The organism is Paractinoplanes rhizophilus, assembly GCF_042664765.1.
In the GTDB taxonomy this organism is placed as follows: Bacteria; Actinomycetota; Actinomycetes; order Mycobacteriales; family Micromonosporaceae; genus Actinoplanes; species Actinoplanes rhizophilus.
The window spans coordinates 159300-172365 of sequence record NZ_JBHTBJ010000012.1 but is presented as its reverse complement, the minus strand read 5'-3'; the positions used below and the strand labels follow the sequence as shown (position 1 = coordinate 172365).

Sequence of the window (13066 nt, the reverse complement as noted above, 5' to 3'; positions counted from 1 at the left end):
TCACGCGTGCCCTCAGCCAATCGTGGACGGACGGGACACAGGCAGGGGCGCGGCGCTCCTGTGGCAAGAGATTGGCTCGCACCATCTTTGGGAGGTGAGTAATGCGCGTAGCGCTCGCAACGTTCGGGGTCGAGGAGTTCGCCCTGCTCCGTACGGCATGCCTCGACGCCGGTCACGTTCCTGTCGCGTATTTGTATTGCCGTTCGATGAAGCCGAACACCGGCACGGATGCGCACGCTGCCGCGACGGCTGGTGAGATCGTTGAGGCACTCCCGCCCGGACTAGATCTGTTGCTGCCGGGTACGGCCGAGGGGCTGGCGAGCGCGCTGGCCGGATATCGGGTGGATCTCTTGGTGGTGTACGGCTTCAACTGGAAGCTCCCGGCCTCGGTGCTGGGCACGCCCCGGTTCGGCGTGGTGAACATCCACACGTCGCTGCTTCCCCGTTACCGAGGACCAGCCCCGGTCTTGTGGGCTATCCGTAACGGTGATCCGGAGATCGGCGTGACGATCCATCGCATGGATGAGCGGTTCGACACCGGCCCGGTCCTGGTTCAGCGTGGTGGGATTCCGCTCGACGAGGACGTCACTCCGCAACGGCTGTGGCCAAGGATCCGGCCGGTCATCCGCGACTTGGTCGTCACCGCCCTGTGCATGGTCGCGAGTGAGAGTCCCGGCATCCCGCAGGACGATTCGGGTGCGTCGTCGGCGGGGTTCATCGAGCCGGAGTTCTCGGTGGTGGATTGGTCGCGTCCGGCGCGTGAGATCCACAACCAAGTGCGGATGTTCGCGTTCATGGGCCGCGACCACGCGCCGGTTGCCCAGGTGGGCGGCCGCTGGTTGGCGGTGTCGCGTACCCGGTTGGAGCCGGTTGACGGTATCCGGGTCGAGTGCGCGGACGCGCCGATTTGGATCGTGGAGTCGGAGCCGGCTACGGATCCCGTAGTGCCTCGTTGAGGAGGCGGTACAGTGCTGCGGCCCGGGGGTCGTCGAAGTCGGCGAGCAGGTCGCGGGCCTGCTGCCACGCGTTGGTGTCGCCGGCGGCGCGGCCGAGGTGGTGCAGGGTCCGGGCCAGGTTCCAGCGGTCGCCCAGGTCGCGGTGTACGGCGGCGGCCGTGCGGTAGAAGTCGACGGCGTCCTCGACGCGGCCGAGGGCTTCGTATGCCTGTCCGGCGCCGTCGAGGGCGATGGCTTCCCGGCTGCGGTCGCCGAGTTGCCGCTGGATGACGGCGGCCCGCTGGTAGGACACCAGTGCGTCGGCGGGTTGACCGGCGGCGCGTTGCACGGTGCCGAGTTCGACGAGCCAGTGCGCCTGCCACACCTCATTTTCGTTGTCTTCGGCAATGCGAAGCGCCCGGTCGATGTGGGCGCGGGCGGCTGCGAGATTGCCGAGTTCTCGCTGAGCCCAGCTGAGGTGGAACAGCGCATTGCCCTCGCTGGCGGGGTCGCCGAGTTCCTGGAACACGGTCAGGGCGTCGGTCAGGATGGCGGCTGCTGCCTGGGATTGTTGGACCTCGCAGAGGGTCTCGGCGAGGTTGCTGCGGATGAGTGCTTCCCAGCGCCGGTCGCCGAGGCCATGGAAGATCGCTCCGGCCTGTTCGAAGTAGGAGCGGGCGTCATCGAGTCGCCGGCGGCGCAGGCCGATCAGGCCCAGCGTGTTGAGGGAGACTGCTTCGCCGAACCGGTCGCCGAGGCTTTGCCGGATGTCCAACGCGGCGCGGTGGCTGGTCTCGGCGTCGTCGAGGCGGCGGGACTGGAAGTACGCGCGGCCGAGGCTTTCCAGCGCTTCGGCCTGCCCTGTCCGATCGCCGTCGTGGCCGGCGGATTCGACGCCGATCGTGCTGGTGGCGAGCCAGTCGTCGAAGGCGTTCTGGTGGATGTAGATGCCGCGCAGGACAGCGGCGAGCCGCCAGGCAATCGAGTGCAGGCCACCTTCGGCCGCAGCCCGGACCGCGGCGACGAGGTTGCGGCTTTCGGTCTGGTACCAGCGCAGCGCGGTCTCGTGGCTGTCGAAGGCGAGCGGTACCACGTCACCGGTGATCGGCGAGGTGAGCTCATATCGGTCGTAGGCGGTGATGCGGGCAGCGGCGGCGTCGGTGCTGTACAGGTACCAGGTGAGGATGCGCCGGCGAACGTCGTTCTGGGCTTCAGGGGTTTCCAGGTGGTGGGCCTGGTCGACGGCGTACGCGCGGAGCAGGTCGTGGAATTCATACCGGCCGGGCGCCGGCTGCTCCAGCAGGTGCGCGCCGACGAGGACATCGAGTTGCTGTCGTGCGTGCGGGACGCTGAGCCCGGCGAGCGCAGCGGCGGCGGGCAGGCCGAACTCGTTGCCGGGGTGCAGGCCGAGCAGCCGGAACAGCCGGGCCGCGGGCTCCGGCAGGGCCCGGTAGGACCAGGCGAACACCGTCCGGACGGCGTCGGCGTCGTCGTCCTCGGCGGTCAGGGCGTCCCACAGCCCTGACTCGTCGCGCAGGTCGGCGATCAGTTCTTCGAGCCGCATCATCGGTCGGCTGGCGGCCCGCTCGGCGGCGATCCGCAGCGCGAGGGGTAGGCGTGCGCAGAGCCGGGCCAGCTCGACCAGTTCCCGATGTTGATCGTGTCCGCGGTAGCGGGCCGTAACGTTCCCCAGCAGGGCGACGGCGTCGTCTTCCAGCAGGATGTCGAGGCCGAGCCGGTACGCGCCGTCGCGGGCGACCAGCCCGGACAGTCGGCTGCGGCTGGTCACCACGACCAGGCAGTTGGCGGTTCCGGGCAGCAGCGGCCGGATCTGACCGGTGGTAGCGGCGTTGTCCAGGACGACCAGCATGCGCCGGGTGGCCAGCAGCGAGCGGTACAGCGCGGCCCGGTCGTCCAGGCGAACTGGTATTGCCGTGGCCGGGACGCCGAGGTCGCGCAGGAACCGGTCGAGGACTTCGTCGGTGTTGGCGGGTGGACCGGGGTCGTAGCCGCGCAGGTTGACGTAGAGCTGGCCGTCGGGAAAGCGGTCACGGACCTGGTGCGCCCAGTGCAGCGCCAGCGAGGTCTTGCCTACTCCGGCGGTGCCGGTGATGACGGTGACGGCGGCGGCGTGGGGGTCGTCGTGCTGGTCGGCGGCCACGCTGGTGAGGGTGGCGAGTTCGGCGTGGCGGTTGACGAAGCCGCGCACGTCGCCCGGCAGCTGCGACGGCGTCACCGCGAAGGCGGCCTCATCGCGGTGGAAGTGCACTCCGCCGTGGACATCGCGGGCTTGGACGATATTGCCGGTTCCGGTCGCGGTCAGGCGATTGACCTGGCGCGACACGTCGCCGCCGTCTCCGGGGTCGCCGATGGGCATCGCCGTGTCCGGTCGCGTTATGGCTGGCGGGGTGGCGGCAGCATCGCGACGTGGCTCACGAAGAACGGTTCCAGTGGCTGGCCGGCCTCGTACAGGTCTTGGATGAACCGTTGGCAGCGCAAGATGAGGTCACGGTCGGTGAAGCGGAGCGCGGACTCCAGCACCCCGGTGTCGTCGTAGATCGCCTGATACATCACTGCGGTCCCGAGGGTGTAGATCTCCGGCAGCGCCGTGTGGTGTTCAAACTCGGCGACCTGCTGCGGGCCGACGATATGGACGCTGCCGCCGCACTGGTCGCGGATCCGCAGCGCGTGCAACTCCCATTGCAGGTACGCGGTGATCGGCTCCTCGACGACCCGCACCCGCCGCGCGACGAAGCCGTGCTCCTCGACGCGACGGTGGTAGGCGGCCATGTCGGCCCGGCCGGCCTCGAGCAGGCTCAGCGAAGCGTCCCAGTCGCCCTTCGCGAACGCCTCCCAGCTGTCGTACCCGGGCTCTTTGAAGAACTGCTGGCGTTCAAGCTTCCAGAAACCCAGCTCGTTGATCGTCCAGAAGTTCTTCTCGAAGTCGGCGTAGTAAGCGTCCAGTTCCATCCGCTCGCCCTCGGCGCCGTCAAGAAGGTTAGGCATCCGGAATGTCCGCCTTCGCTGCGAGGATGGTCTTCCGTGGAATGATCACCAGCCGCTCGCCGGGATCGACGCTGACGCCCTCGGGTAGCCGGCCTTCGTACGAGGTGGTCAGGTCTGATCCGATGACCGCGACGTCGCCGTTGTCGAGTTCCCAGATGTCCGGGCAACTCGAATTCCCGGACGTCTGCCCGAGTTCGTGAGATGACTTTCCTATACGCCGGGCAAATGACGCGGACGGATCGGCTTCCCACTTTTTCCCCATGAAAGCGCTCCCGAATTCGAGATCAAAATTACCCAAAGTGACATTATCATGACGGAAATGCGACAGGCAACCGCGCTGGCTATAGGCGTGCATCTATCATCTCGGGAGTAGGCCGGCGCGCAACGCCTACGCAACTGGGAGGCACGGTGGCCGATCCGGAACTGTTGACGACGATCGCGGTTACCTTGGCGACCAAGACTGCCGAGGGGATCGCCGAGACCGGCCGCGCCGCGTTCGAGGCCCTCGCGGGGCTGGTCCGGCGCCGATTCGCCAACCGGGCATCCGCGCAAGCCGCGCTCACCGATGCCGATGCCGGGGTCGAGTCGACGAAAGACACGCGGATCGAGATCCTCCGCGAGGCGCTGGCGCAAGCGGTCGCGGAGGATCCGTCGCTCGAGGCGGAACTGAGAGACCGATGGCGGGAGCTGTCACCCCATCTGATGACCACAGGAGAAGCCGGAACGATTAACAGCGTCGCCGGAACCGTAAGCGGCAACATGGTGCAGGCGCGTGACGTCCACGGCGGCATCTCCTTCGGCAGCTCTGCCCGGATCGAACGCTGAGCCGGTCCAGCCGCAGGTCACCATTGTTCACAACACGGCGAGCGAGTTCCGCCGCTCGATCACGGGGTTCGTTCAGGACGGCCGTCGTGTGCGAGCAGGCGGATGACCGCTCCGCGGAGATCTCCGAAAGAGGGCCGGGCGCGTTGACCGCGGACAGAGCAGACCTTTTGGTGTCGCTGGATGTCGCGCCGGTTGCCCAATCGGAGTCTGACGTAGGAACGAAGGAAGGCATCATCTTCCGTACCCGCATCGGGAAGCAACGCGCCGTAGGCGTTCAACACCGATTCGGCCTGCCTGACGCGACCGCAGTGATCAAGGGCAGCGAGCGTCTCGATGAGGTAGGCGTAGGTGACGTCCGGCGCGTCGGCGTGATGCGGTGCCCACTGGCACAGCGCGGCCAGCGCCTCGCTCTCTGCCGGCTCGCAAAGCCCGCACCCGTGAAGAAGAGCCACCATCGCGAACCGGTCGGCGATAGCTCTGCCGGCACGGGTGCCGCCGTCAACGTTACCGACCTTGACCGAGAGGAGATCCGCTGTCGGCGAAGGCATGCCGCGGCGTCGCGCAAGCTCTACGACCAGCCGTCCCTTGTCGTGCGCTCGTATGGCGATCGCACCGCGAAGACAGTGTGCGGCGCGGTATAGGTAGACGGCCCAACCGATCGCGGCGGCCTCGGAAGGGTCATCCATGGTGAGCGCCACGTAGTGCTCGGCGACGGCCTGAGTTGCGGCATCGACACGAGCCGTGTACGGGTTTTGGCTGGCCAAACACCTTCGAAGGACTGCGACGGCCGCGTTCGGCGCGCCGTGGGCGATCAGGTCTTCGACACGTTCCAGATGTGTCCCGGTTCGGCTCGTCCCCGCTCCGCGCCGGGGACGGTCGCGGGGCTGCTCCCGCACGGAGAGCAGGATTCGAGAATCGGAGTCGGAATCAGCACGATGATCACAGTCGTCTTCGCGAGTGGCGCGCCGACGCGGGGCGTTGGGATGTGGCGTCATCGCCTCTTCATCCGTTCGGTGCTGCCAGCCAGCGGAAGTCGCCGCGTCTCGCGCCCACCAGTTCCGGCCGCGTTGACCCGGCCGTCGCCGAGGCAGTCGCGCGGAGGAGCTGAACACTTTGGCCGCAGCTTCGCGTTCGGCGCATGGGCCGGGCACGTTGCACGTCATGCACATCCCGTCGGCACTGGACACCGCGTGCTGGTCCAGCACCGTCTGCGCGTGGTCGATCTGTGTTCCGCCGTGGTAGGTCGTGGCCATCTGACGTCCCCCTGTTCGGAAGTTGGGCGGGCGTGCCACGGGGCCAGTGGGGGCGCCGCTCCTAAAGGAGCGCGGCCGGCGTGGCACGCCCTGCCCGATCCCATCCGCCACGGAGTACAACGGCACGCGGCGAAGGGAGCCATGAAGTTGTCTGGGTACACCGGTCCGGGGCGGGATCGGTGGGCCGCTGGGCCGGTCAAAGCGTTCATTGCCGTGTCTGCGGTCCCCGTCGAATGCGGAGCGCGTTCACCCGGACCACGGCGTGGCGCGGTTGAGCTCCGAGTTGCGTACCGTCTGCGCGCAGGTCGAGCCCGTCGAGATCAACCCAGTCGCCGTCGGCGGTGCACTGTCGGTTCCCGATCGTGGTGACGCGCATGATCAGCCTGCCCATGCCGTACCTGTAGTCACCGTCGTCGACCTCGATCACGTCACCGACGTTGAGCTCGGCCATCACGCGCGCCCGGCAGCTTGGCGGGCCAGGTCGCTCGTCGTGGCGCCACACCGAGGGCACCACCGTGCCTTGACCTTGAAGGAGAGCAGGCCGGCCAAGTAGCCCACGACCAGCGCGGAAGTCACGGCGCCGATCAACATGATGATCACCTCATTCGGTCCGGTTGTCGCTGGCAGGAGGCTCGCGCCTGATGCCGCCCAGCCGTCCGGATCCGTCCGGACGGGCGCCGAGGCCACAAGGGATGGCCGCCTTCCGTGACCCGGTGTCGCGGTCCCGGCACTATGCGGCACAGTGTCGCAGCATCGTACGATGCTGCGCAAGTCACAGAATCATCATTACGCAGAGCTAGGAAGGCAGGCCGTGTATGAGGAAAGATCAGAGGGTGGCCCGGTTTACTCCCCCGACGCCTCGGTCCCGCCGCCTGGGCCGAGAGCTGCGCAGACTGCGCGAGGGGCGCGGCCTCACCCAGGGAGACGCCGCCAAACTGCTGAAATGCTCCCAGCAGCGCATTGCCCGGATCGAGTCCGGCGACATCAAGCCCCGCTCCCGTGACGTCCTGGAGATCCTGGTCGCCTACGAGGTCCCGCACGACGAGGAACAGGGACTGGCGTTGCGAGCCATGGCCGACGAGTTACGCGAGGCCGGCTGGTGGCAGCGTCTCAACACGCTGCCCGCCCGGTACGTCACGTTCATCGCCTACGAGGCGGAGGCGGCCGAACTGCGCGAATTCCAGCCGACCCTGATACCAGGACTCATCCAGACTCGCGCGTACGCCCGGGAAGTGATCCGCATCGGCCGCGAGACCGAAGAGGAGATGATCGACCAGCGGGTGGAGGCGCGTCTGAAGCGCCAACAAGTGCTCACCGTGCGTCAGCCACCGCTCCGGCTGCATGCCATCATCACCGAGCAGGCATTGATGCTGGAAGTCGGCAGCGCCGAACTAATGGCCGAGCAACTGAACCACATCGTGAAGGTCGCGGCGTTGCCCAACGTCACGGTGCAGGTGCTGACCCTCGCGGCAGGCGCCCACCTCGCTGTACACGGCGGCTTCCACGTGCTGACATTCAGCCAAGGCGACCCACCACTCGGCTACATCGAGACGCTGGCCGGCGAGCTGTTCCTGGAGACGCCCGAGGAGATCCGCCGCCTCACCGACGTTCACGCGCACCTGCTGTCCCTGGCGCTGTCACCGAGGGAGTCGATCAAATTGATACAGGAGAAGGCCGATGGAATCCGTCAAATGGTTCAAGTCCACTAGGTCCGGCAACAACGGCGCGTGCGTGGAGGTCGCCCTCCTCGCCGACGACGCGATCGGCGTCAGAGACACCAAGGCCGAAGGGAAGGGGCCGATCCTGACCTTCACCCGCGCCGAGTGGGACGCCTTCATCGGCGGAGCGAAAGACGGAGAGTTCGATCTGACCTGATGACGTCGGGCGCCCTGCGTGTGGCGCCCGACCCAGCAGCGTATCGGGGCGCATCGAACGCCGGTCGAGGTCGCCGCGCAACTGACTGCCCCCGGCAAGCGGACGGACCGCCGGTCTCCTCGTTCATGGCCCTTACACGCTCGCACTACCCGGCTGGGTCGAGCCCGGGCCTGCCTGGACCAGCGGCATGGTCATCGTCCGGTCGCCAGAGGGCACACGATCGCGGGGCATCGTGATCCGCTCTCGACGAACGGGACCTGGCCAAGCGCAGCTGTTTGATGAACGTCGCGATCTCCGACGGCCGCGAGCGCCGGGCTGTAGCTCATGGTGATGGCGTCCGGCGTACGCGGTCACGAGTTCGGCATGAGGCCGCCCGCCGCCCTCCAGCCGCCGGGGCTGATGCATAGGTGCGGCGCGAACCCTTGAATCTCGCATTGTGAGACAGTTGCGAGTTCGTCCGAAGGAATTTTCGGAGCCATTTCCGTCTCGTCTGGAACTGGCGAGTCTCCACGAGTGTCGGCGAGTCCAGATAGCTGATCCCGAGTCCACGCAAGTAATGATCTTGGCGTGAGAACCGGCGTTGACGCCGAATAGTTGATCTTGCTTACTGGGGTGGCAATCCCGTGTGGCTGATCTACCTGTCCGCCATCGGTTCGTACCGCAGGCGGCGCTCCCGATGGGCGCAGGCTCGCGGGTGACGGGCTGCGGACGCAGTGGATCGGTTGACGAGCCGGGCGCCCCGGCCGGCCATTGGGCGGTCCTTCGATGTTGTCGAGGGTACCGACGCCGGCTGGGTCGCGTCCCGGTTTGTCCAGCACACCGCTGCCACGAGAACGCGTCCGGCGAAGGCTCACACGGCCGATCCGCGTTGCCTCGCCGGGCGCGTCCTTCATCGACTCTGGGCGGCTGACGCCCTACCCGCTGTATCAAGCCGTGCGGTCCTGCCGCGCCCAGGTCTGGATCTCGAGCCAGTCCGGTCGCGGCGAGCCGAGGCGCGGCTGCCCCGATCGTTCTCTCCGGTGCGCCGGGTGAGCGTGTCCCTTGACAACACCACAGTGGTCCCATCGCACACGCTTTCGTGTGCCGCCCGGTCGGGCGTAACCCGACAGGCTCCCGCCTGCCCCGCCGAGACCGGCCTCCGCAAGACACGAGCGGCCCACCACCGGATCGCTCGACGCCCCCACCAACCTGATCTCATCAAGGAGTCTCGTGTCCTACCCCTCTACATCGACGCATTCCTTCCACCACCACGGCGGCGTTCCTGATGCTGCCGCTCACCTCGGCGATGGCGGTGACAGATTCCTGCTTGCCGTCCGTTCGCCGGTCCCGCTTGGCGTCCGCGTTCAGAAGGACCCCCGAACGGACCCCGACGTGGGCCTCACAGCCCAGGTCAACCCATCTGTCAGCGTTTCCGGCTCGGATGCGACTGACTGTCGTCAATTCTCTCCCCCAGGCGGATTCATACCGGTCAACCCGCCCACGCTCGCCGTTTTCGGGGGTGCCGGTGGCTAGTTCCCTGCTGCGGGTGCAATCCCAGCTGACCACCCGAGACCTGGTCCTGCTCGGCTGGCTGGCCGACCACCGGCTCCTGACCAGCTTCCAGATCGCGACCGCCCTGTTCCCGTCTCTGGACTACGCGCAGGAACGACTCCGCACCCTGTACCGGCTGGCGGTGATCGACCGGTTCCGGCCGCAACGCCCCGACGGCGGTTCATACCCCTACCACTACGTCCTCGCCCAGCTCGGCGACGACGTGGTCGCCGCGCAACGCGGCGACGACCTACCGCGCCGGGACCGGGCCCGGCGCAGGCGGGAACACCTGACCAGCCGGGCGAACCTGCCGCACCTGCTCGGCGTCAACGCCTTCTTCACCGACCTGGCCGGCTACGCCCGGACCCACCCCGACGCGGGCCTGCTGCGGTGGTGGTCAGCCGCGAGGTGTCAGCAGATGGGGGCGTTCGCCGACGACGGCGACGACGTCCATGTCCGGACCTACACCCCGACCTCACGGCCGGACGGACACGGCATCTACACCGAGCACGGCCACCGCGTGGCGTTCTTCCTGGAGTACGACACCGGCACCGAACGGCCCCTGTCCCGGCTGGTCGACAAACTCGACGGCTACCTTCCCCTGGCCCGCGTCACGGGCCAGGTGTGGCCGGTGTTGTTCTGGTTGCACTCCGCGGAACGCGAAGCCCATCTACACCAAGTCTTAGCCCGCGACGGCGCCCGCTACCCGGTCGCGACGGCCGCCCGCGACCAACCGGGCCACGACAACCCCGCCGGAGCCATCTGGTGGCTCCACGGCCTGCCCGGACGACGGATGCGCCTCGCTGAACTCAGCCCGGACACGCCATGACCAGCCGATCCGGACGAACGGACAGCCATACCCTTCACCGTCGGCCGCGCTGTCACCGGCGCACGCACCGACGCCGCCCCGCACCAAGCCCAGACCGCTGTCCCGCCGAACGGTCTGTCACGAAAGACCTCCGGTCACCGGTAGCCGGTGAAGACCCGCTGACAGAACGCGATATCTGTCAGCGCGCCGGAACCGCCCGCCTTGACAGACCCGGACGCTATCCTGCCCGCCCTCTCGACCACCCACCCACCCGGCTCGTCCCGCAGCCCATGCAGCCGCTACTGGATGTCGCGGCTGCGGTCCGCGTCCCCGTCGACGCGGCCGTTCCCCATTCCCCATCAGCCCGGAGAGGCACAGCACCGCATGACCATCCCTCAGCACCTGCGTCCCGAACATCGCCGGTCCCCGACGACCGGCGGTCCTGCCCGCCACTACCGTCCGCGCCGGTCCCGCCACGTGGCGTCCCGGTCCCGACCGTGGGAGGTGATCCCGTAACAGCCGGACACCCCGAGGACCGCACGGTCCGCGGCAACCGCGCCGAAGGCATCGTCCAAGTCCTCATCATGCTCGCCATCGGCGCCGCCGCCGGCGCGGCCAGCTTCACCCACGTCCACAACGTCGCCGCCAGCCACGGCCAGCCGGGCTGGCTCGCCTGGGCCGACGCGATCATCCTGGAACTCATGTCGATCGCCTCCGGCCTGGAACTACGCCGCCGCCGACGGGCCGCGGCACCAACCACCTTCCCCGCCATCGTCCTCGGCTGCGCCGTCACGCTGTCGCTGACCGCCCAAGTCGTCGAGGCCGAACCCTCACCGATCGGCTGGACCGCCGCAGCCGTACCGGCACTGGGTTTCCTAGTCATGGTCAAGGTGGCCCTCGGCCACACGACCGCCCAACCGTCCGGGACACCCAGCCAGGCGCCGTCCCCGCCGGAAACTCCCGCGGTCCCGGTGGCCTCCCGAGACGGTCCCGCCGCGGTTGCCACGACGGCCCCGGCGAACGCCGGCACGACGGACGGGGGCCGGCACTCCTCGCCGGTCCGGCACCGGTCCGGGGGACGGCCTCGCGGACCGACCGCCGATCCCGACCACGACGACGTGCGGACACTGCTGCCCGCCGCACGGTCCGTCCGCGATCAGCTCGCCGCCGACGGGCAGCCCCTGACCCGAGCCTCGTTGGCCCACCACCTGCGAGGCGCGGGAACCAGCGTCTCCAACTCCAAGATCTCCACGCTCCTGCGGATCCTCAAATCCGAACAGGAACCGCCACCTATGCGGCAACACCAGGACCGTGAGCCGCATCAGGTGGTCTCAGACCCGCGTCGGCCACCTGACCACGCCGACGCGAATCCTCAGGAAAGGAGGTGAAATTATATGGACAAGACAATAACGGCATACACCTCGACCGACCTTGCCGGGGATCCGGAGTCGTACTGGTTCTCCAGTCAATGGCTACGGGGTTCCCGGCACCTCGCCGTGCGCAGCGCTCCAGTGATCGCGGTGGTTCAGGAACTGGCCACCATCCTGCGCGATGAGCAGACCCCGGCGCCGCACGCGCTTCTCGCCCTGCGGCGCGCAGTCCGACTGCTCGCGGTACTCGCCGGCGGTACTCGCGACGAGAACCGACGACGTGAGGACTACCGGCACGACCTCGACATCGACCTCGACGTCGAACGCGGCCGGATCCTCGACCTCGAGGACGCCGCACGGTCGGTGAATTCGACACGGTTCGCAGCGACCTGGCTACGCGGTAGCCCGGCCGAGGCCATCCGTACCGCACCGGTCATCGCCATCGTCGACACCCTGCTCGGCGATCTGACCGGCGTAGCCCCGGCCGCCGAGGTCTACCGCCGCCTGCGGCACGCCGTACAGGTGCTCAGCGTCTTCGCTCGCGAAGACCGGCACGAACCCGACCACCGCCCGGAACGGTAACCCGCCACCCGAACAGAAAAGGGTCCCGAAAAGTCACGTCATCCAGCCGTGTAAACCTCAACACGACAGCGCCGATATGCGCAAGAAAGGAAATCCTATGAACCGAGGACACCGACCCCCGCAACCATTCACGTGTTTCGGAGGAACGTGGCCAAAAAGCCCGACCACGAAAGCGACGTCCGGAGCTATCCTGACGATCCGCGACCCGGTACCACCGGATCAATAACCGATGGTGCGCACCAATCCCGAACCAACACCAAGGCGATACCGAGAATACCGATGCGGATCGCACGCATCGACACGATCACGATGACCGCCGAGGAACGCGAGAACGCCGCCGAAGCCCTCGCCGTGCTCTACCAGCACTACCAACGCGGCATCGCCGCCTGACCAACCGTCCTGGTGGCGGCCCCTGCCGGTGGCAGGGGCCGCCACCAGGACACCCGACCATGAAGGACACGCCATGACAGGCCCCGACGAGCCCGCACCGCCCGTTCGGCCCACCGCACCAAAACGACGCGGACGCCGCGCCCCCACGCCCACCATCCCACCAGCCGGGGCCGGCGGGCCGGTCCGGGTCGCGATCTACGTGCGGCGCTCCACCGACGACGAACACCAGCCGTTCTCCCTCGACGCCCAACGCGCCGCCCTCACCAAATACATCCACGCCCAACCCGGCTGGACCGCCTGATCACCTGCCCCGACTGCGGACAGCGCTACCTCGGCACCTCCGCCAATGGCCGAACCCGCCGCTACCGCTACTACACCTGCTATACCCAAACCCGGTACGGCAAAGGCAGCACCTGTCACGCCCCACGGCTACGCGCCGACGAAATCGACGACCTCGTCCTGCACGCCCTCAACGACTTTTACGCCAACGCC

14 protein-coding genes and 1 pseudogene are annotated in these 13066 nt (G+C 67.9%); 9 read left to right on the top strand and 6 right to left on the bottom strand.

The genetic code is table 11. From position 1 onward, the window contains the following. Positions 1 to 101 precede the first annotated feature (101 nt). Positions 102 to 956, top strand: a complete 855-nt coding sequence (locus ACFQS1_RS18800) for a methionyl-tRNA formyltransferase (RefSeq protein ID WP_378969884.1) — start codon at positions 102 to 104, stop codon at positions 954 to 956. On the opposite strand, the gene ACFQS1_RS18795 is transcribed toward ACFQS1_RS18800, so the two are convergent. Genes ACFQS1_RS18795 through ACFQS1_RS18785 form a run of 3 tightly spaced genes read right to left on the bottom strand, consistent with a single transcriptional unit; the run spans position 931 to position 4296 of the window. Then, positions 931 to 3312 (bottom strand): ATP-binding protein, encoded by a 2382-nt coding sequence (locus ACFQS1_RS18795; RefSeq protein ID WP_378969882.1) that lies wholly within the window; start codon positions 3310 to 3312, stop codon positions 931 to 933. The genes ACFQS1_RS18800 and ACFQS1_RS18795 overlap by 26 nt on opposite strands. 17 nt (positions 3313 to 3329) lie before the next feature. Beyond that, a complete protein-coding gene (locus ACFQS1_RS18790) occupies positions 3330 to 3941 on the bottom strand; it encodes a DUF6879 family protein (RefSeq protein ID WP_378969880.1) in 612 nt (203 codons plus the stop codon). Beyond that, the gene (locus ACFQS1_RS18785) at positions 3934 to 4296 is read right to left on the bottom strand and encodes a hypothetical protein (protein WP_378969878.1); all 363 of its coding nucleotides are present in this window, start codon (positions 4294 to 4296) and stop codon (positions 3934 to 3936) included. The genes ACFQS1_RS18790 and ACFQS1_RS18785 overlap by 8 nt, the downstream gene beginning before the upstream one ends. Positions 4297 to 4349: 53 nt before the next feature. On the opposite strand from ACFQS1_RS18785, the gene ACFQS1_RS18780 reads away from it, so the two are divergent. Further along, entirely contained in the window at positions 4350 to 4766 is a 417-nt protein-coding gene (locus ACFQS1_RS18780) for a hypothetical protein (protein WP_378969875.1), read from the top strand. 59 nt (positions 4767 to 4825) lie between these two features. Here ACFQS1_RS18780 and ACFQS1_RS18775 read toward each other — a convergent pair whose 3' ends face one another. From ACFQS1_RS18775 to ACFQS1_RS18765, 3 genes are all read right to left on the bottom strand, one after another. Then, the gene (locus ACFQS1_RS18775) at positions 4826 to 6019 is read right to left on the bottom strand and encodes a hypothetical protein (RefSeq protein WP_378969873.1); all 1194 of its coding nucleotides are present in this window, start codon (positions 6017 to 6019) and stop codon (positions 4826 to 4828) included. Between the two features lie 205 nt (positions 6020 to 6224). Further along, positions 6225 to 6473 (bottom strand): hypothetical protein, encoded by a 249-nt coding sequence (locus tag ACFQS1_RS18770; RefSeq protein WP_378969870.1) that lies wholly within the window; start codon positions 6471 to 6473, stop codon positions 6225 to 6227. Further along, positions 6470 to 6610, bottom strand: a complete 141-nt coding sequence (locus ACFQS1_RS18765; protein WP_378969868.1) for a hypothetical protein — start codon at positions 6608 to 6610, stop codon at positions 6470 to 6472. Before ACFQS1_RS18765 ends, ACFQS1_RS18770 begins: the two co-directional genes overlap by 4 nt. Before the next feature lie 242 nt (positions 6611 to 6852). Between ACFQS1_RS18765 and ACFQS1_RS18760 the strand changes: the two genes are divergently transcribed. From ACFQS1_RS18760 to ACFQS1_RS18730, 7 genes and pseudogenes are all read left to right on the top strand, one after another. Beyond that, positions 6853 to 7728 (top strand): helix-turn-helix domain-containing protein, encoded by an 876-nt coding sequence (locus ACFQS1_RS18760; protein ID WP_378969866.1) that lies wholly within the window; start codon positions 6853 to 6855, stop codon positions 7726 to 7728. Between the two features lie 22 nt (positions 7729 to 7750). Then, positions 7751 to 7894: a DUF397 domain-containing protein gene (locus ACFQS1_RS18755; protein WP_378969864.1), complete on the top strand. Its 144-nt coding sequence runs from the start codon at positions 7751 to 7753 to the stop codon at positions 7892 to 7894. Positions 7895 to 9398: 1504 nt separating this feature from the next. Then, entirely contained in the window at positions 9399 to 10253 is an 855-nt protein-coding gene (locus tag ACFQS1_RS18750; RefSeq protein WP_378969862.1) for a replication-relaxation family protein, read from the top strand. A 563-nt stretch (positions 10254 to 10816) separates the two neighbouring features. Further along, positions 10817 to 11620 carry a DUF2637 domain-containing protein gene (locus ACFQS1_RS18745; RefSeq protein ID WP_378969914.1) on the top strand — a complete coding sequence of 268 codons (804 nt, stop codon included), beginning with the start codon at positions 10817 to 10819 and terminating at the stop codon, positions 11618 to 11620. Positions 11621 to 11626: 6 nt separating this feature from the next. After that, a complete protein-coding gene (locus tag ACFQS1_RS18740; protein WP_378969859.1) occupies positions 11627 to 12184 on the top strand; it encodes a hypothetical protein in 558 nt (185 codons plus the stop codon). Between the two features lie 463 nt (positions 12185 to 12647). Next, positions 12648 to 12875 (top strand): hypothetical protein, encoded by a 228-nt coding sequence (locus ACFQS1_RS18735; protein WP_378969857.1) that lies wholly within the window; start codon positions 12648 to 12650, stop codon positions 12873 to 12875. Next, positions 12842 to 12988 (top strand): annotated as a pseudogene (locus ACFQS1_RS18730) (recombinase zinc ribbon domain-containing protein); the annotation flags it as partial. The gene ACFQS1_RS18735 and the pseudogene ACFQS1_RS18730, both read left to right, overlap by 34 nt. Positions 12989 to 13066: the final 78 nt, after the last annotated feature.